The organism is Streptomyces zaehneri (genome assembly GCF_032248645.1).
GTDB lineage: Bacteria > Actinomycetota > Actinomycetes > Streptomycetales > Streptomycetaceae > Streptomyces > Streptomyces coriariae.
Genome location: NZ_JASTTJ010000010.1, coordinates 71,794 through 88,895 on the forward strand (window position 1 = coordinate 71,794; position 17,102 = coordinate 88,895).

Annotated in this window: 15 protein-coding genes; 9 read left to right on the forward strand and 6 right to left on the reverse strand. The window is 71.8% G+C overall.

What is annotated here, in order from left to right:
- Positions 1-31 precede the first annotated feature (31 nt).
- From pheS to QQM72_RS18415, 4 genes are all read left to right on the forward strand, one after another.
- Positions 32-1,153, forward strand: coding sequence for a phenylalanine--tRNA ligase subunit alpha (pheS, locus tag QQM72_RS18400; RefSeq protein ID WP_314221961.1), 1,122 nt, complete (start codon positions 32-34; stop codon positions 1,151-1,153).
- Complete coding sequence (gene pheT / locus QQM72_RS18405) at positions 1,153-3,675, forward strand: phenylalanine--tRNA ligase subunit beta (protein ID WP_314221962.1); 2,523 nt, start codon at positions 1,153-1,155, stop codon at positions 3,673-3,675. Before pheS ends, pheT begins: the two co-directional genes overlap by 1 nt.
- 632 nt (positions 3,676-4,307) lie before the next feature.
- A complete protein-coding gene (locus tag QQM72_RS18410) occupies positions 4,308-5,648 on the forward strand; it encodes a transcriptional regulator (protein WP_314221963.1) in 1,341 nt (446 codons plus the stop codon).
- 165 nt (positions 5,649-5,813) lie between these two features.
- Positions 5,814-6,350 carry an NUDIX hydrolase gene (locus QQM72_RS18415; protein ID WP_314221964.1) on the forward strand — a complete coding sequence of 179 codons (537 nt, stop codon included), beginning with the start codon at positions 5,814-5,816 and terminating at the stop codon, positions 6,348-6,350.
- Positions 6,351-6,443: 93 nt separating this feature from the next.
- Here QQM72_RS18415 and QQM72_RS18420 read toward each other — a convergent pair whose 3' ends face one another.
- Together QQM72_RS18420 and QQM72_RS18425 are read right to left on the reverse strand one after the other, a co-directional pair.
- Positions 6,444-6,701, reverse strand: a complete 258-nt coding sequence (locus QQM72_RS18420; protein ID WP_314221965.1) for a hypothetical protein — start codon at positions 6,699-6,701, stop codon at positions 6,444-6,446.
- Between the two features lie 182 nt (positions 6,702-6,883).
- Positions 6,884-7,756 carry a 3-hydroxybutyryl-CoA dehydrogenase gene (locus QQM72_RS18425; protein WP_267020825.1) on the reverse strand — a complete coding sequence of 291 codons (873 nt, stop codon included), beginning with the start codon at positions 7,754-7,756 and terminating at the stop codon, positions 6,884-6,886.
- A gap of 182 nt (positions 7,757-7,938) precedes the next feature.
- Between QQM72_RS18425 and QQM72_RS18430 the strand changes: the two genes are divergently transcribed.
- On the forward strand, positions 7,939-9,159 hold the full coding sequence (locus tag QQM72_RS18430) for a glycoside hydrolase family 10 protein (protein WP_314221966.1): 1,221 nt from the start codon (positions 7,939-7,941) through the stop codon (positions 9,157-9,159).
- A gap of 1 nt (position 9,160) precedes the next feature.
- On the opposite strand, the gene QQM72_RS18435 is transcribed toward QQM72_RS18430, so the two are convergent.
- Together QQM72_RS18435 and QQM72_RS18440 are read right to left on the reverse strand one after the other, a co-directional pair.
- Positions 9,161-9,361, reverse strand: coding sequence for a DUF1918 domain-containing protein (locus tag QQM72_RS18435; protein WP_020132326.1), 201 nt, complete (start codon positions 9,359-9,361; stop codon positions 9,161-9,163).
- A 43-nt stretch (positions 9,362-9,404) separates the two neighbouring features.
- Positions 9,405-10,415 carry a DMT family transporter gene (locus QQM72_RS18440; RefSeq protein WP_314221967.1) on the reverse strand — a complete coding sequence of 337 codons (1,011 nt, stop codon included), beginning with the start codon at positions 10,413-10,415 and terminating at the stop codon, positions 9,405-9,407.
- On the opposite strand from QQM72_RS18440, the gene QQM72_RS18445 reads away from it, so the two are divergent.
- The 3 genes from QQM72_RS18445 (at position 10,414) to QQM72_RS18455 (ending at position 13,210) form a co-directional block, all read left to right on the forward strand.
- Positions 10,414-11,871, forward strand: a complete 1,458-nt coding sequence (locus QQM72_RS18445) for an aminotransferase-like domain-containing protein (RefSeq protein WP_314221968.1) — start codon at positions 10,414-10,416, stop codon at positions 11,869-11,871. The two genes, QQM72_RS18440 and QQM72_RS18445, sit on opposite strands and share 2 nt — an antisense overlap.
- A gap of 36 nt (positions 11,872-11,907) precedes the next feature.
- Complete coding sequence (locus QQM72_RS18450; protein ID WP_314222128.1) at positions 11,908-12,360, forward strand: GNAT family N-acetyltransferase; 453 nt, start codon at positions 11,908-11,910, stop codon at positions 12,358-12,360.
- Between the two features lie 256 nt (positions 12,361-12,616).
- Positions 12,617-13,210 carry a histidine phosphatase family protein gene (locus QQM72_RS18455; protein ID WP_142269435.1) on the forward strand — a complete coding sequence of 198 codons (594 nt, stop codon included), beginning with the start codon at positions 12,617-12,619 and terminating at the stop codon, positions 13,208-13,210.
- On the opposite strand, the gene QQM72_RS18460 is transcribed toward QQM72_RS18455, so the two are convergent.
- Positions 13,192-13,635: a DUF6314 family protein gene (locus QQM72_RS18460; RefSeq protein ID WP_314221969.1), complete on the reverse strand. Its 444-nt coding sequence runs from the start codon at positions 13,633-13,635 to the stop codon at positions 13,192-13,194. The two genes, QQM72_RS18455 and QQM72_RS18460, sit on opposite strands and share 19 nt — an antisense overlap.
- Before the next feature lie 136 nt (positions 13,636-13,771).
- On the opposite strand from QQM72_RS18460, the gene QQM72_RS18465 reads away from it, so the two are divergent.
- Positions 13,772-16,261 (forward strand): alpha-L-arabinofuranosidase C-terminal domain-containing protein, encoded by a 2,490-nt coding sequence (locus tag QQM72_RS18465; protein WP_314221970.1) that lies wholly within the window; start codon positions 13,772-13,774, stop codon positions 16,259-16,261.
- A 57-nt stretch (positions 16,262-16,318) separates the two neighbouring features.
- On the opposite strand, the gene QQM72_RS18470 is transcribed toward QQM72_RS18465, so the two are convergent.
- The gene (locus QQM72_RS18470; RefSeq protein ID WP_314222129.1) at positions 16,319-16,993 is read right to left on the reverse strand and encodes a hypothetical protein; all 675 of its coding nucleotides are present in this window, start codon (positions 16,991-16,993) and stop codon (positions 16,319-16,321) included.
- Positions 16,994-17,102: the final 109 nt, after the last annotated feature.

Here is a 17,102-nt window from a genome sequence, read left to right on the forward strand (position 1 = left end):
TTCAGCCAGCCAACCGGAAGCACGGGAAGAGATGTCGGCACCGAATAAGTCGTACGACCCAGTAGAGGTCGAGGCCTTGAAACCGGAAGAGATCGAGCGCATGCGGGACGGGGCGCTCGCCGCCTTCGCCGCCGCGGACTCCCTCGACGCGCTCCAGGAGGCCAAGGTCGCGCACACCGGCGGCACCTCCCCGCTGGCCCTGGCCAACCGCGAGATCGGCGCCCTGCCGCCGCACGCCAAGGCGGCCGCCGGCAAGCTCGTCGGCCAGGCCCGGGGCGCCGTGAACAAGGCCCTCGCCGTCCGCCAGGAGGAGCTCGAGGCCGAGCGTGACCAGCGCGTGCTGGTCGAGGAGGCGGTGGACGTCACACTGCCGTACGACCGCGAGCAGGCCGGCGCCCGCCACCCGCTCACCACGCTGTCGGAGCGCATCGAGGACGTCTTCGTGGCCATGGGCTACGAGGTCGCCGAGGGCCCGCAGGTCGAGGCCGAGTGGTTCAACTTCGACGCGCTCAACATCGGCCCGGACCACCCGGCCCGCGGCGAGGCCGACACGTTCTTCGTGCAGGGCCCGCAGGGCGGCACCGAGTCCGGTGTCGTGCTGCGCACCCACACCTCGCCGGTCCAGATCCGCTCGCTGCTCGGCCGTGAGCTGCCGGTGTACGTGATCTGCCCCGGCCGCGTGTACCGCACCGACGAGCTGGACGCGACGCACACCCCGGTCTTCCACCAGGTCGAGCTGCTGGCCGTGGACGAGGGCCTGACCATGGCCGACCTCAAGGGCACCCTGGACCACATGGTCCAGTCGCTGTTCGGCGAGGGCATGAAGACCCGGCTGCGGCCGAACTTCTTCCCCTTCACCGAGCCGTCCGCCGAGATGGACATGGTGTGCTACGTCTGCCGCGGCGAGTCCGTCGGCAACCCCGACCGCCCCTGCCGCACCTGTTCCAGCGAGGGCTGGATCGAGCTCGGCGGCTGCGGCATGGTCAACCCCAAGGTGCTGGCCGCCTGCGGCGTCGACCCCGAGAAGTACAGCGGGTTCGCCTTCGGGTTCGGCATCGAGCGGATGCTGATGTTCCGCCACAACGTCGAAGACATGCGAGACATGGTCGAGGGTGACGTCCGGTTCACCCGGCCGTTCGGGATGGAGATCTGATGCGGGTCCCGCTTTCCTGGCTGCGGGAGTACGTCGACCTGCCGGCCACCGAGACCGGCCGTGACGTGCAGGCCAAGCTCGTGTCGGCGGGCCTCGAGGTGGAGACCGTCGAGCCGCTCGGCGCCGACCTCAAGGGCCCCCTCGTCGTGGGCCAGGTGCTCACCGTCGAGGAGCTCGAGGGCTTCAAGAAGCCGATCCGCTTCTGCACCGTCGACGTCGGCACCGCCAACGGCACGGGTGAGCCCCAGGAGATCGTCTGCGGCGCCCGCAACTTCGCCGTCGGCGACAAGGTCGTCGTGGTCCTCCCGGGCGCCGTCCTGCCCGGCAACTTCGCGATCGCCGCGCGCAAGACGTACGGCAAGACCTCCCACGGCATGATCTGCTCCGGCGACGAGCTGGGCATGGGCGACGACGGCAGCCACGGCATCATCGTGCTGCCGCCGGAGACCGAGGTCGGCAAGGACGCCATCGAGCTGCTCGAGCTGGTCGACGAGGTCCTGGACATCGCCGTCACCGCCAACCGCGGCGACTGCCTGTCCATCCGCGGTGTCGCCCGAGAGGTCGCCATCGCCTACGGTCTGCCGCTGCGCGACCCGGCGCTGATCGACGTACCGGCGCCGAACGCCTTCGGCTACCCGGTGCAGGTCTCCGAGCCGATGGGCTGCGACCGCTTCACGGCCCGCACCGTCACCGGTCTGAGCCCCGAGGCGCGCTCCCCGATCTGGCTGACACGCCGGCTCCAGAAGGTCGGCATGCGCCCGATCTCGCTCGCCGTCGACATCACCAACTACGTGATGATGGAGATCGGCCAGCCGCTGCACGCCTACGACCGTTCGCTGGTCCAGGGCACCATCGGCGTGCGCCGGGCAGGGGAGGGCGAGCGGATCGTCACCCTCGACGGGGCGACGCGCGAGCTGCACGCCGAGGACCTGGTGATCACCGACGACCGCGGTCCCATCGGCCTCGCCGGTGTCATGGGCGGCGCCAACACCGAGATCGCCGATCACGAGGCCGCCGAGAACGGGGGCGCCTCGACGACCGACGTGGTCATCGAGGCCGCCCACTTCAACGCGGTGTCGATCGCGCGTACGGCCCGCCGGCACAAACTGTCCTCCGAGGCGTCCAGGCGCTTCGAGCGCGGTGTCGACCCGCAGGCCGCGGCGGCCGCCGCACAGCGCACGGTCGACCTCCTGGTCCTGCTCGCGGGCGGTACGGCCGACGCGGGCGTCACGGAGATCATCGCCCCCTCCGGCCCGCACACGATCAGCGTCCCGGCGAACCACCCGGACAAGGTCGCGGGCGTGGAGTACGGCCGGGAGACCGTCGTCCGCCGTCTCCAGGAGATCGGCTGCGACGTGTACGGGCAGGACGAGCTGATCGTCACCGTCCCGTCCTGGCGGCCCGACCTCGCCGAGGTCAACGACCTGGCGGAGGAGGTCATCCGGCTGGAGGGCTACGAGAACCTGCCCTCCACGCTGCCCAAGCCGCCCTCGGGGCGTGGTCTTACCCACCGCCAGCGCCTGCACCGCCGCGTCGGCCGCGCCCTGGCCGGCTCCGGCTACGTCGAGGCGCCGAACTACCCGTTCATCGGCGAGCAGGTCTTCGACCAGCTCGGCCTGGACGCCGACGACCCGGCCCGCCGTGTCGTCCGGCTGACGAACCCGCTCAACGACGAGGAGCCCGCGCTCCGTACGTCGCTGCTGCCGGGCCTGCTGGCCGCTCTGCGCCGCAACGACGGCCGGGGCTCGCACGACCTGGCGCTCTTCGAGACCGGGCTGGTGTTCCTCCCGCAGGAGGAGCAGCGCGTCGCCGGGCACCTGCCCGTCGACCGCCGCCCCACCGAGGAGGAGATCGCGTCCCTGGACGCCGTGCTGCCCGCGCAGCCGCGCCATGTCGCCGTCGTTCTCGCGGGCGCCCGCGAGCAGGCCGGCTGGTGGGGCAGGGGCCGCCCGGCGGACTGGGCCGACGCCGTCGAGGCGGCGCGTGCGGTCGCCCGTGAGGCGGGGGCCGAACTGGTCGTCCGCAGCGGCCAGTACGGGCCGTGGCACCCGGGCCGGTGCGCCGAGCTGCTGGTCGTCGTCGACGGTGCCGAGCGCGTCGTGGGCCACGCCGGTGAGCTGCACCCGCGGGTGCTGAAGGCGCTGGGGCTGCCCTCGCGCACCTCCGCGATGGAGCTGGACCTGGACGTGCTGGAGCAGGTCGGCGACGACACGCCCCAGGCGCCGAGCATCTCGGCGTTCCCGGTGGCCACGCAGGACGTCGCCCTCGTCGTCGACAGGTTCGTCCCGCACGCCGAGGTCGAGGCCGCGCTGCGCGAAGGCGCGGGTGAACTGCTGGAGGGGATCCGGCTGTTCGACGTGTACGAGAACGCGGAGCAGCTCGGTGAGGGGCGGAAGTCGCTCGCGTACGCGTTGCGCTTCCGTGCCGACGACCGGACGCTGACCGTCGACGAGGCGTCTGCCGCGAGGGATGCGGCGGTTGCCCTGGCGGGTGAGCGCACGGGAGCGGTGCTGCGCGGTTAGGCGCCGGGGGAGCTGCGGTTCCCGGCCGACCGCGATGCCGTCGTGGCTGGTCGCGCGGTTCCCCGCGCCCCCGGGGGCGCGGGGGCTTCGCCCCCTGCGCCCCGGCTGTCCCTCTCTTCGGTTTCCTCACTCCTTCGGGTGATATCTCCAGATGGTCCGGTTTTCCGGGCCGTGCTCTCGACAGAATCGGACCGGCCTTTCGAGGCCGGTCCGATCTGCGTTCGGGCACGGGCTACCCGCACTCGGTACCGTCCCGCGCGCGGTACTGACGGCACTTCTCCGGCACGCGGGGGCCGGACCGACCGACGGCATCGCCACTGGTGCTTCGGAGCGGGCGGCTTCCCGCACCCGCCTCAGGGGCGCGGGGAACCGCGCGACCAGCCACCACACACCCACAGCCGACAACGCACCGATGGTCCCCCGCCTCGCCCGACCCGCGGTGCGAATCGCCGGGCCGTCGCTTTACGAGGGGGAGCCGACGGCCCGGCGAACCTCTTGCGAGGCATTTCAGTCAACCGACCGGAAACGCTCCGCGACAGCGCGTGCACCCTGCGGATGCGCGTACTTCGTTCACACCCCGTGTGAGTACGGAGCCACTACTCTGACGGCACCGAGGCACCCTGGGGGCACCCATGCAGCCCAACACTCTGCTCGACGCGATCCTGGACGAGGCGGGCGTCTCGCACGCGGGCCTCGCCGCCCACGTCAACCAGGCCGGACGGGCCCGCGGACTGGCGCTGCGGTACGAGCACACGGCGGTGGCCCGCTGGCTGAAGGGCCAGCGGCCGCGGGGCCAGGTGCCCGACCTGATCTGCGAGGTGCTCGCGGGGCGGCTGCACCGGCCGGTCACCCTCGACGACATCGGCCTCGGCGTGCCGGGCGAACCGGCCGGCCCGCACGGCACCTCGCTGTCCGGCTTCGTCGAGCGGGCCACCGCCCTGTGGCGCTCCGACGAGCAGCAACGCCCGCATCTCCTGGGGGCGCCGGCGGTCACCGGCACGCCGGCCGTGATGCCGGTGTGGGAGTGGGAGAACCCGCCGGAGGACGTCGACGTCTCCAGGGGTGGCCGGCACCGTGTCACCTCGGCCGACATCGAGATGCTGCGGGCCGCCCGCGCCCACTACGAGCAGATGTACCGCAAGGCGGGCGGCATCGCGACCCGCAGCCGTGTCGTCGGCTTCCTCAACGCGGAGACGGCGCCCCTGCTGCGCGGCAGCTACACCGACGAGACGGGACGTCAACTGCACCGGGCCACAGGCGGGTTGGTCGCGGTCGCCGGGATCTGTGCGTACGACTCGGACGCGCACGGCCTGGCCCAGCGCTACTTCCACCAGGCGCTGCGGCTCGCAAAGGCCAGTGGGGACCGGGGACTCGGGGCGTACGTCATCGCCCTCCTCGTCAACCAGTCGCTGTTCATGCGGGAGTACCGGCAGGCCGTCGCCTTCGCGGAGGCCGCGCTGCGGGCGGCCGGCCGGCACATCACACCCGCCCTCGCCTCCGACCTGTACGCGATGCAGGCCAAGGCGTACGCCCACCTCGGCGACGGCACGAGCGCCCTGTCGTGCATCCGGCGTGCCGAGACCGCCGCCGATCACATCCGGCGCGGACACGAGCCCGACGAGACCGGCTATGTCCAACCGGGCCTGGTCAACGTCCAGGTGGCGGAGGCGCTGCTCAGCCTCGGCGACCTCGCCGCCGCCGCCGAGCACGCCGCGGCCGCCGTCGACACCCCGGCGCACGACCGGGGACGGGTGCACCGGCTCGCGATGCTCAGCACGATCGAACTGCGCCAGGGCAACGCCGACAAGGCGGTGGTCACCGCGGTGCAGATGGCCGAACAGGCCCGGGGCATGGAGTCGCAGCGCCTGCGCGACAGACTCCGGGCGGTGCGCGAACATCTGGTGCGCAGCGACTGCGCGGGCACGGCCGAGGCCGCCGAACTCATCGACGGGGCACTGCGCGTACCGCTGTAGGCGGGGCCCGGCGGGGTATCCGACACCGGCACACCGACACCGACACCGACATCGACACCGGCACACCGACACGACGCCTACACGACACCCACACCGGCGGCTACGCCGACGCTGCACAGTCCCTGCTGCGATATTGCCACTCACTCGACGGAAGGTGGCAGAACCGTGCAGTGGACGAAACAGAACGAACGAACTGTGTATGAAAACCGCTGGTTCAGCGTCAACCTGGCAGATGTGGAGCTGCCCGACGGCCGGCACCTCGACCACTTCCTCATACGGCTGAGGCCGGTCGCGGTCGCGACGGTCGTGAACCGGGCCAACGAGGTCCTCCTGTTGTGGCGCCACCGCTTCATCACCGACAGCTGGGGCTGGGAGCTCGCGGCGGGAGTCGTCGAGGACGGCGAGGACATCGTCCGCGCGGCCGCCAGGGAACTCGAGGAGGAGACCGGCTGGCGGCCGGGGCCGCTGCGCCACCTGATGAGCGTGGAGCCGTCCAACGGCCTCACCGACGCCGTCCATCACATCTACTGGTCGGAGCACGGTGAGTACGTGGGACACCCGGTGGACGACTTCGAGTCGGACCGCCGGGAATGGGTTCCCCTCAAGGTGGTTCCCGACCTGGTCGCCCGGGGGGAGGTCCCGGCCGCCAACATGGTGGCCGCGTTGATGCTGCTGCACCACCTCAGGCTCGCCGAGGGCTAACCGCGGATCGGCCGCGGATCGGCTGTGGACCGCCGTGGACCGCCGTGGACCGGTCGTGGACCGCCGTGGACCGGTCGTGGACGGGCCGAGGTTTCAGTGGGTCAGCGCCTGCCAGACCGTCGCGACCAGTGCCCCCAGGGCCGTGAGCGCCGCGAGCGAGGGCAGCGGCCAGCGTGCGTGTTCCAGCGAGATCATGCGGGTGTTCAGCTCGTCCAGTTCCTTGGCGGTCTGCTCGGTGCGGTGGGACAGCAGGGCCAGTCCGCCCTCGACGCGGGCGTAGGCCACATCGAGCCGGCGACGTAACTCTGCGAGTTCTCCATGAACCACGGGATGTTCGGGGTCGGCGGTCACGTGGCCGCTCCTTTCCGTAGTCGTCTCCATCCCTTGCATGCGCATGATGAGTGAACTCGCCTGGTGGGCCGACGGGGAGAGTGTGCGCCGGGCATATGCGGACCCGTGGCGCACACGGCGTGTGAATGCCGCGGGCCCGGCACTGCGAGGAGTGCCGGGCCCGCGGGAATCACGGTGGGTGATCAGTAGGCGTAGAAGCCCGAGCCGGTCTTGCGGCCCAGCCGGCCCGCGTCGACCATGCGCTGGAGCAGCGGGGGAGCGGCGTACAGCGGCTCCTTGTACTCGTCGTACATGCTCTGCGCCACCGAGGCGACGGTGTCCAGGCCGATCAGGTCGGACAGCTTCAGCGGACCCATCGGGTGGGCGCAGCCCATCTCCATGCCGTTGTCGATGTCCTCGCGGCTGGCGATGCCCGTCTCGAACATCCTGATCGCGGAGAGCAGGTAGGGGATCAGCAGCGCGTTGACGACGAAGCCGGACCGGTCCTGGGCGCGGATCGCGTGCTTGCCCAGCAACTTCTCGGCGAACAGCTGGGCCCGGCTGAGCGTGCCCTCGGAGGTGGTCAGCGCCGGGATCAGCTCGACGAGCTGCTGCACCGGGGCCGGGTTGAAGAAGTGGATGCCGACGACGTGGTCGGGCCGCGAGGTGGCGACCGCCAGTTTCACCAGCGGGATCGAGGAGGTGTTGGAGGCGAGGATCGCGTCCGGACGGGTCACGACCTGGTCGAGCACCTGGAAGATCTCGGTCTTGACCTGCTCGTTCTCGACCACGGCCTCGATGACCAGGTCACGGTCGGCGAACTCGCCGAGATCGGTGGTGAAGCTGAGGCGGGCGAGTGTGGCGTCCCGCTCCTCCTCGGAGATCTTGCCGCGCTCGGCGGCCTTGGCCAGGGAGTTCAACAGCCGGGTACGGCCGATCTCCAGGGCTTCGCCGGTCGTCTCCGCGACCTTGACGTCGAGGCCGGCGCGGGCGCAGACCTCTGCGATGCCCGCTCCCATCTGGCCGCAGCCCACCACTCCGACCCGTGAGAGATCTCCCGCTGGGGTGCCCGTCACATCAGTCCCTTTCGCCGCGCTGACTCAGATGGCCGGGGCAGGTCTGCCGGATCTCGGCCGCCCTGCTCCGATCGTGCACGTTACTAGCAAGTATCGATGATCGATCGCCGGGGTGGAGGCATGCTGGACCGCGAAACGATCCGTGACCGAGCGGATCCGCAGAGTGTGTGGGGATGTGTGCGATGGGTCGACTGACCCGGCGGGCGTTCGCGCTGGCAGCGTTGTCGGCGTTCACCACGACGGGCGCGGCGGCCGCTCCCGCGAGGGGACGGCGGGCGGCGACCGAGATGCGGGGGATGTGGCTGGCGACCGTCAGCAACCGGGACTGGCCGTCCCGCCCCGGCCTGAGCGCCGCCGCCCAGCGCGCCGAACTGATCGCCATGCTGGACCTGGCGGTGAAACGGCGGCTCAACACGGTGATCTTCCAGGTGCGGCCCACGGCGGACGCGCTGTGGCCCTCCCCGTACGAACCGTGGTCCCAGGTGCTCACCGGCACCCAGGGCAGGTCACCGGGCTGGGACCCGCTCGGCACGGCCGTCACGGAGGCGCATGCGCGGGGCCTGCAGCTGCACGCCTGGTTCAACCCCTACCGGGTCGCCACCCATGACGACCCCTCGAAGCTCGTCGCCTCCCACCCCGCGCGCCGGCACCCGCGGTGGGTGGTCTCGTTCGGCGGGAAGCTCTACTACAACCCGGGCCTGCCCGAGGTCCGCGCCTTCGTCCAGGACGCGATCCTCGACGCCGTGAAGAAGTACCCCCTGGACGCCGTGCACTTCGACGACTACTTCTATCCGTACCCGGTGGCCGGCCAGACCTTCGACGACGGGGCCGCGTACGACACCTACGGCGGAGCCTTCCCCAGCCGGGCGGCCTGGCGGCGCGACAACGTCGACAAGCTGGTGCTGGAGACGGCCACCCGGATCAAGGCGGCACGGCCCGGCACCCAGTTCGGGATCAGCCCCTTCGGGGTGTGGCGCAACGCCTCCACCGACTCACGCGGTTCGGACACCCGGGCGCTCCAGTCGTACGACGACATCCACGCGGACACCCGCAAGTGGGTGCGGGAGGGCTGGATCGACTACATCGTCCCGCAGCTCTACTGGAACATCGGGCTCTCGGTGGCCGACTACGCCAAGCTCGTGCCCTGGTGGGCGGAGGTGGCGAAGGGCAGCCGTACCCGGCTCTATCTCGGGGAGGCCCTGTACCGGGCGGGCGACCCGGCACAGCCCGCGGCGTGGCAGGACCCGGCCGAGCTGTCGGACCATCTCGAACTGGCCGCCGCCCACCCACAGGTGCGCGGGCATGTCTTCTTCGCCGCCAAGGACGTGCGGACCGACCGGATCGGGGCGATGGCGCGGGTGGTCGCCGACCACTACCGGCAGCCGGCGGAGCCCCCGCGCTGATCTACCGCTGTTCCTCGGCCGTCCTGTGACGGATCTCGGTGTCGGGGCCGGGCGAGCACACGCCCACATGCCCGTCCGTGAAGCGGACGCGGTACGGGGGATTTCCTCCCTGGCCCATGACTTCGACGATCTCGCCGACCTTGTCGTGCTGGCCGACCACCCTGCCGTGCTGGACGAACTGGTCGCCCTTGGTTGCGCGCATCTGCGGGGCCTCCTCACCGGGTGCGACGGTACGTCTGCCGTGGCTAACCGCGCGCCCGCTGCGTCACGGCGATGCACACGAGCACGGCGGCGGCCGTCAGCGGAGCGGCGGGCGTGAGGTGCTCGCCCAGCAGCAGCACCGACCACACCAGTGTGAGCAGGGGCTGCGCCAACTGCAACTGGCTGGCCTTCGGAATGCCGATGAGCGCCATGCCCCGGTACCAGACGACCAGGCCGAGGAACTGCGAGCCCGCCGCGACCCACAGCAGCCCGGCCACGCTGTGCGCGGTCAGGTGGACGGGCTCATGGGCAAGGGCGAGCGCGGCGCCGACCACCGTGAGCGGCAGGCAGAGCACCAGCGCCCAGCCGATGACCTGCCAGCCCGGCATGACCCGGGCCAGCCGGCCGCCCTCGGTGTAGCCGGCCGCGCAGACCAGCAGCGCCCCGAACAGATACAGATCGGCGGTGGTCAGGGCCCCGCCGCTCTGCTGCACGGTGAACGCCACCACCGCGGCGGCGCCGGCCAGCGCGGCCGCCCAGAAGGTGCGGGAGGGCCGGGTCCCCATGCGCAGGGCGGACAGCAGCGCGGTCGTCAGCGGCAGCAGGCCGACCACGACGGCGGCGTGCGCGGTGGTGGACGTCCGCAGCGCGAGCGTGGTGAGCAGCGGGAAGCCGACGACGACCCCGGCGGCCACGACGGCGAGTCCCGCCCAGTGCCGCCGGGCGGGCAGCGGAACGCGCAGCGCCAGCAGGCACCCGCCCGCGATCAGCGCGGCCAGGACACTGCGCACGGCGACCAGGGACCAGGGGCCGAACCCCTCCAGGCCCCAGGCGGTCGCGGGGAACGTCAGGGAGAAGGCGACGACACCGAGGGCGGCCAGGAGAGTACCGGCGCCGCTCGCCTGCGGGGCGCCGACGGGGGCTCCCGCGGGAGTGCCGGCGGGGGCGTCGGCCCGGGAGCCGGCGGGGGTGTCGGCCCGGCTGCCGGTCGAGGTGCCGGCCCGGGTGCTGACCGCTATCGCGGGCCGGTCAGTAGCGCTACTCTGTGTCTTCATGCAAGAGCGTAGCAGTGTGGGTGAGCTGGCGGATCAGCTGCGGCGGGAGTTCGACCGCTACTCTCCCGGTGGAAAGCTCCCGTCGAGCCGGGCCCTGGTCGAACGGTTCAGGGTGAGCCCGGTGACCGTGTCGCGGGCGTTGGCGCAGCTGGCCGCCGAGGGGCTGGTGGTCACCCGGCCCGGTGCGGGCGCCTTCCGGGCCAGGCCGACGCGGGCGGGAGCCGCCCCCGCGGGGGACACCTCCTGGCAGGAGGTCGCGCTGAGCGCGGACGGCGCCGCGGACCTCGTCCCGCGCTCGGTGGACGCCTCCGGCGTCACCGTGTCGCTGGCCGCCCCGCCGCCCGGCGTGATCGAGTTCAACGGCGGCTATCTGCACCCCTCGCTCCAGCCGGAGCGGGCGATGGCCGCGGCCCTGGCCCGGGCCGGGCGGCGGCCGGGCGCCTGGGGCCGGCCGCCCATGGAGGGCCTGCCCGAACTGCGCGAATGGTTCGCCCGGACCATCGGCGGCTCCATCACCGCGGCCGAGGTGCTGGTCAGCGCCGGAGGCCAGACATCGCTCACCACCGCCCTGCGGGCCCTCGCCCCGCCAGGGGCCCCGGTGCTCGTCGAGTCGCCCACCTACCCGGGCATGCTCGCGATCGCCAGGACGGCGGGACTGCGCCCCGTGCCGGTCCCGGTCGACCCGGACGGGGTCAGGCCCGAGCTGCTCGCCGACGCGTTCCGGGCGACCGGCGCCCGGGTGTTCGTCTGCCAGCCGCTGTTCCAGAACCCGACCGGCGCCGTCCTGGCCCCGGACCGGCGCGCGCAGGTGCTGCGCATCGCGCGGGAGGCCGGCGCGTTCGTCGTCGAGGACGACTTCGTGCGGCGGCTCGCGCACGAGGACGCCGGGCAGCTGCCGCGCCCGCTCGCCGCCGACGACCCCGACGGCGTCGTCGTGCACGTCGGCTCGCTGACCAAGGCGACCTCGCCGAGCTTCCGGGTCAGCGCGCTGGCCGCCCGCGGCCCGGTCCTGGAACGCCTGCGCGCCATTCAGGTCGTCGACACCTTCTTCGTGCCCCGCCCGCTCCAGGAGGCGGCCCTCGAACTCGTCGGCTCGCCCGCATGGCCACGCCATCTGCGGACTGTCGCCACCGAGTTGCGGGTCAGGCGGGACACGATGACCGCCGCGCTGCGGCTGCGGCTGCCCGAACTGGCCCTGCCGCACATCCCGTCCGGTGGCTACCACCTGTGGCTGCGGCTGCCCGAAGGCACCCGGGGAGAGAGCGCGTTCACGGCCGCCGCCCTGCGCGCGGGGGTCGCTCTCACTCCGGGCCGCCCCTACTTCAGCGCCGAACCCCCGGCCGCCCATGTGCGGTTGAGCTTCGCGGCCGTCGCCGGGACGGAGGAGATCGCGGAGGGGGTACGGCGGCTGCGGGCGGCGTGCGACGAGGTGTTCCCGGGAAAGCGTTCGACATGATGAACGGCGTCCTGTGAGGATCCCGCCATGAATGCCATGAACGCCGTTCCGCCCCTCGCCGAGGGCTACGAGATCTCCGCCGACTCCGCCCGCGTCGACGTCGTGCGTGTGCACCGCTGGCTGTCCACGGACGCGTACTGGGCGCTCGGGCGCGAGTGGGAGAGGCAGGAGCGGGCGATCGCCGGTTCGCTGAACTTCGGCGTCTACGACACCGCGTCCGGGGAGCAGGTCGCCTACGCGCGGGTCGTGACCGACCTCGCGGAGTTCGCGTGGCTGTGCGACGTGTACGTGGACCCTGCGGCGCGTGGCAAGGGTCTCGGGACGGCTCTCGTCGCCGCCGTCCGTGACCACCTGCGGGCGCACGGGCTGCGCCGCATCCTGCTCGCCACGCACGACGCGCACGGGGTCTACCGGCAGGTCGGCTTCGAGGCGCTGGAGAAGCCGGACCACTGGATGGCACTGATCTTCGCGAAGCCCGGGTCGGCGTGAGCGGGGGAGAGCGTGAGCGGGTGGCGTGAGCCGGGCGAGGAGCCCGGGTCGGCGTGAGCGGGGCGGTACGGGCGGGTGGCGTGAGCGCGGCGGTAGGGGCGGCTGGCGTCGATGGGGCGGTACGGGCGGGGCGGTTTTGAGCCGGGAGCTGTTTTCTGGTGACTTGTCCGGCAGGTCCTGACTCGTCGGTAAGTTTTCTTCCGGACGTCGGCCGATGCCTCTTGACCTGCGCAGTTACGCGGCTCACCATCACCGCATGCCACTTCGGGTCACGTTCGTCGCCGCCGCTCGCAGCTCCTCGCTGCTCGCGGAACGCTTCGAGGACGACCGGCCGCTGGACCAGGACGGCTGGGCCGAGGTGTTGCAGGTAGCGGACGCTCTGCTGCCGCTGGCGGCCGCCGAGCTGCGCTACTGCTCACCGACCCCGCGCAGCCGGGCCACCGGGGACGCGCTCGGCTACGCCCCGCTGGTGCAGCTCGCTCTGCGGGACTGCGACATGGGCCGCTGGCGCGGTTTCACGCTGGGTGAGGCGATGGCCCGCGAGCCGGAGGCCGTGGACGCCTGGCTCGCCGATCCGCTCGCCACCCCGCACGGCGGGGAGTCGCTGTTCGCGTTCATCACCAGGGTCGCCGGCTGGCTCGACACCCGGCCGGTGGGTGACGGCGGCCGGATCGTCGCCGTGGCCGAGCCGAGCGTGATCCGCGCGGCCCTGGTGTACGCCCTGAAGGCGCCGCCCGCGACGTACTGGAACATCGATGTGCGTCCGCTGTCGACGACCACCGTGACAGGCCGGGCCGGTCGCTGGAACCTCCGCCTCGAAGGGGCCTCGGCTCAGCCCACGCGCGCGTAGTCGGTGGTGAGCACCAGGTCCTTGGCGGGGCCCGCCACGCGCCAGACCGTCCGCCAGTGGTCCGCGTCCAGGACGGTGAACTCGCCCCGGTAGAGGTCGGCGGAGCAGGGGTGGTCGGCGATGTGCCGCCCGGTCGTCAGGTCCAGGTCGTGGAAGGGGCGGCCGTCGGCGAACCGTACGTCCGCCGTGCCGGGCGTCGGCCCCGGCAGGAAGCGCAGGGTGCGTTCGGCGGGCCGAGGGACCCCGAGCCAGACGAACGTACCGGACTCCCGGTGCAGCAGCCCGCCCTCGTCCAGTGCGCCGAACACAGTGACCCCGTCGAAGCGGCCCTCGGCGCCGCTCGCCCGGTCCCGTACCGACCGGGTGACCCGCCAGCCTCCTCGGAGGTAGGCCAGGGTGTCCGGCACTGGCCGGAACTCGTCCATGCGTTCCTCGCTTCCGACACTTTCGCTGCTGCACGGCCCATTGACGCGTCCTGGCCCCCTCCCTATCTTGCCGTTCGAAGTGCTGATCACTGTCTGATATTTCGAACAACTCGCCTTACCGAGCCGCGGAGTATTCATGCCACGCAGCACCACCCGCACCCGCTGGAGACTGGGCCTCACCGCCACCGTCCTCCTGACGGCCACCGCCCTCGTCCCCGTTCCGGCGCACGCCGAGGCCGTGACCGACTACGCCATCACCGTCGACCCCACCGCCAAGGGCGCGAAGATCGACGACACGATGTACGGCGTCTTCTTCGAGGACATCAACCGGGCGGCCGACGGCGGCCTGTACGCCGAACTCGTGCAGAACCGCTCCTTCGAGTACTCCACCGTCGACAACCGGTCGTACACCCCGCTGACCTCCTGGACGGTCGACGGCGCCGCTCAGGTCCTGGACGACGCCGGCCGGCTCAACGACCGCAACCGCAACTACCTCTCCCTGGGCGCCGGTTCCTCCGTGACCAACGCCGGCTACAACACCGGTGTCCGGGTCGAGCAGGGCAAGAAGTACGACTTCTCGGTGTGGGCCCGCGCCGAGAGCGGCAGCACGCTCACCGTGAGCCTCCAGGACGCCGACGGCGCGCTGGCCACCGCCCGCAAGGTCGCCGTGCGCGGCGGCGGCTGGGCCCGGTACCGGGCGACCTTCACCGCCACCCGGACCAGCAGTGACGGCCGCCTGTCGGTCGCCTCCTCGGCCTCGGCCGCTCTCGACATGGTGTCCCTGTTCCCCCGTGACACCTACCGCAGCGAGCCAGGCGGCCTGCGCAAGGACCTCGCCGAGAAGATCGCCGCCCTCGACCCGGGCTTCGTGCGCTTCCCCGGCGGCTGTCTGGTCAACACCGGCTCCATGCAGGACTACAGCGAGGCCTCCGGCTGGCAGCGCGCCCGCTCCTACCAGTGGAAGGACACCGTCGGACCCGTCGAGGAGCGCGCTACCAACTCCAACTTCTGGGGCTACAACCAGAGTTACGGCCTCGGCTACTACGAGTACTTCCGCTTCGCCGAGGACATCGGCGCGATGCCGCTGCCCGTAGTGCCGGCCCTGGTGACCGGCTGCGGCCAGGACCGGGCCGTCGTCGACGACGCGCTTTTGAAGCGCCACATCCAGGACACCCTGGACCTCATCGAGTTCGCCAACGGCCCGGTCACGTCCACCTGGGGCAAGAAGCGGGCCGGGATGGGCCACCCCGAGCCCTTCCACCTCACCCACCTCGAGGTCGGCAACGAGGAGAACCTGCCCGCCGAGTTCTTCGCCCGCTTCGAGCAGTTCCGCGCCGCCATCGCGGCGAAGTACCCCGACATCACCGTCATCTCCAACTCCGGCCCCGACGACGCGGGTTCGACCTTCGACACGGCCTGGCAGCTCAACCGGGACGCCGGCGTCGCGATGGTCGACGAGCACTACTACAACAGCCCGCAGTGGTTCCTGCAGAACAACGACCGCTACGACGCCTACGACCGCGGCGGCCCCAAGGTCTTCCTCGGCGAGTACGCCTCCTGGGGCAACGCCTTCAAGAACGGGCTGGCCGAGGCGGCCTTCATGACCGGCCTCGAACGCAACGCGGACGTCGTCAAGCTCGCCTCCTACGCGCCGCTGTTCGCGAACGAGGACTATGTGCAGTGGAGCCCGGACATGGTGTGGTTCAACAACCACGCCTCCTGGAACTCGGCCAACTACGAGGTCCAGAAGCTGTTCATGACGAACGTCGGCGACCGGGTGGTGCCGTCGACGGCCACCGGGACCCCGTCGCTCCAGGGCCCGATCACCGGCGCCGTCGGTCTGTCGACCTGGGCCACCGGTGCGGCCTACGACGACGTGCGGGTGACCGACGCGGACGGCGACGCGCTGCTGAGCGACGACTTCTCCGGCGACGCCTCGAAGTGGACGCACACGGGCGGCGGCAGCTGGTCGCTCCAGGACGGGCAGTACGTGCAGACCGACACCGCCGCCGAGAACACCATGGTCTCGGCCGGTGACGCCGGCTGGCACGACTACGACCTGCATGTGAAGGCCACCAAGAAGTCCGGCAAGGAGGGCTTCCTGGTCGCCTTCGGCGTCAAGGACACCGGCAACTACTACTGGTGGAACCTCGGCGGCTGGAACAACACCCAGTCCGCCGTCGAGCAGGCCGTGGACGGCGGCAAGTCGACGCTGGTCTCCAAGGCCGGGTCCGTCGAGACGGGCCGCGCCTACGACATCGACGTCAAGGTGCGGGGCCGCCAGGTCACCCTCTACCTCGACGGCCAGGAGTGGGGCAGCTTCACCGACGACAAGCCTGCCGAGCCGTTCCGCCAGGTCGCCACCCTGGACAAGAAGACCGGCGATCTGATCGTCAAGGTCGTCAACGCCCAGTCCACGGACGCCCGTACGGCGATCGACCTCGGCGGCGCCAAGGTGGCGTCCAAGGCGAAGGTGACCACGCTGGCCGCCGCGCCGGACGCGGTCAACACGGAGGCCGCGACCGCGGTCGCACCGGTGACCTCCACCTTCACCGGGGTGGCGGGCGAGTTCACCTACACCTTCCCGGCGAACTCGATCACCTTCCTGCGGATCAGGCAGCGGTAGCGGATCCCGGCGGGCGCGGGCGACGCGGGCCCGCACCCGCCGGGCCTCCCGTGCCCCTCAGGCATCCTTGCGACGCCTGAACCAGCCGCGCCTCGGGGGCGGCAGGTGGGGCGGCGACTGCGGGGCGCCCGGCCCGTCGAACGGCGGCAGGGCCTTGAAGCGGTCGTCGAAGGTGATCGTGGGCGTGATCCGGTGCAGGGTGGCGCGCACGAGGGTGAGCGGATGGTCGGGAAACCCGGCGTCCCACTGTTCGTGGTCGCCGACGTGGTACGGCAGACCGCCCGGCTGTCCGTCCGGCTGGCCGTCCGCGTAGGGGTGGGGCCGGAAGTACTCGGCCGGACCGACCTGCGCCATGATCATGGCCTCCCGCATCCCGGTCGTGGCGCCCTCGGCGGCCTGCACCTTCACGACCGTGCTGGACCCCGCCCTCGGCACGGTCCAGGAGCCGAGGAACGCCTGCCCGGGCCGGCTGCCCAGCGGCATCTTGACCAGCTGGCGCACCGCCGGGACGCCGTCCACGGAGCCGGGCGCCGCCTCGATCAGCCCGCCGCCGGCCCCGGCCACGAGCTGCGCGAGCCCCGCCCCGAGCCGTTGCGGCTCGTGCAGCGCGGCGGGCAGATCCGGGATCAGCGGGAAGAAGTGGACCGAAAGGACGAGCCCCGCCGAGTCGGTCCACACCCCCGGCTCACGCTCGGTGAAGCCGGTCAGGTCCAGGCTGGTTATCGGTGTCATGGCGATCATCGGGCCGAGGTTACGCAGCCCCAGGGCCCGGGCAAAGATCGTTCCGGGCCCCGCCTCCGCATGGATTGCATAAACGTGCATCGAAACGTATAGTCATGCC

Coding starts and splice junctions, on each gene's coding strand:
- QQM72_RS18460 (WP_314221969.1), bottom strand. CDS start 13,635: ATGGACGAGTTCCGGCCAGTGCCGGACACCCTGGCCTACCTCCGAGGA.
- QQM72_RS18450 (WP_314222128.1), top strand. CDS start 11,908: ATGAACGCCGTTCCGCCCCTCGCCGAGGGCTACGAGATCTCCGCCGAC.
- QQM72_RS18455 (WP_142269435.1), top strand. CDS start 12,617: ATGCCACTTCGGGTCACGTTCGTCGCCGCCGCTCGCAGCTCCTCGCTG.
- QQM72_RS18470 (WP_314222129.1), bottom strand. CDS start 16,993: ATGACACCGATAACCAGCCTGGACCTGACCGGCTTCACCGAGCGTGAG.
- QQM72_RS18435 (WP_020132326.1), bottom strand. CDS start 9,361: ATGCGCGCAACCAAGGGCGACCAGTTCGTCCAGCACGGCAGGGTGGTC.
- QQM72_RS18430 (WP_314221966.1), top strand. CDS start 7,939: ATGGGTCGACTGACCCGGCGGGCGTTCGCGCTGGCAGCGTTGTCGGCG.
- pheS (WP_314221961.1), top strand. CDS start 32: ATGTCGGCACCGAATAAGTCGTACGACCCAGTAGAGGTCGAGGCCTTG.
- QQM72_RS18410 (WP_314221963.1), top strand. CDS start 4,308: ATGCAGCCCAACACTCTGCTCGACGCGATCCTGGACGAGGCGGGCGTC.
- pheT (WP_314221962.1), top strand. CDS start 1,153: ATGCGGGTCCCGCTTTCCTGGCTGCGGGAGTACGTCGACCTGCCGGCC.
- QQM72_RS18465 (WP_314221970.1), top strand. CDS start 13,772: ATGCCACGCAGCACCACCCGCACCCGCTGGAGACTGGGCCTCACCGCC.
- QQM72_RS18445 (WP_314221968.1), top strand. CDS start 10,414: ATGCAAGAGCGTAGCAGTGTGGGTGAGCTGGCGGATCAGCTGCGGCGG.
- QQM72_RS18440 (WP_314221967.1), bottom strand. CDS start 10,415: ATGAAGACACAGAGTAGCGCTACTGACCGGCCCGCGATAGCGGTCAGC.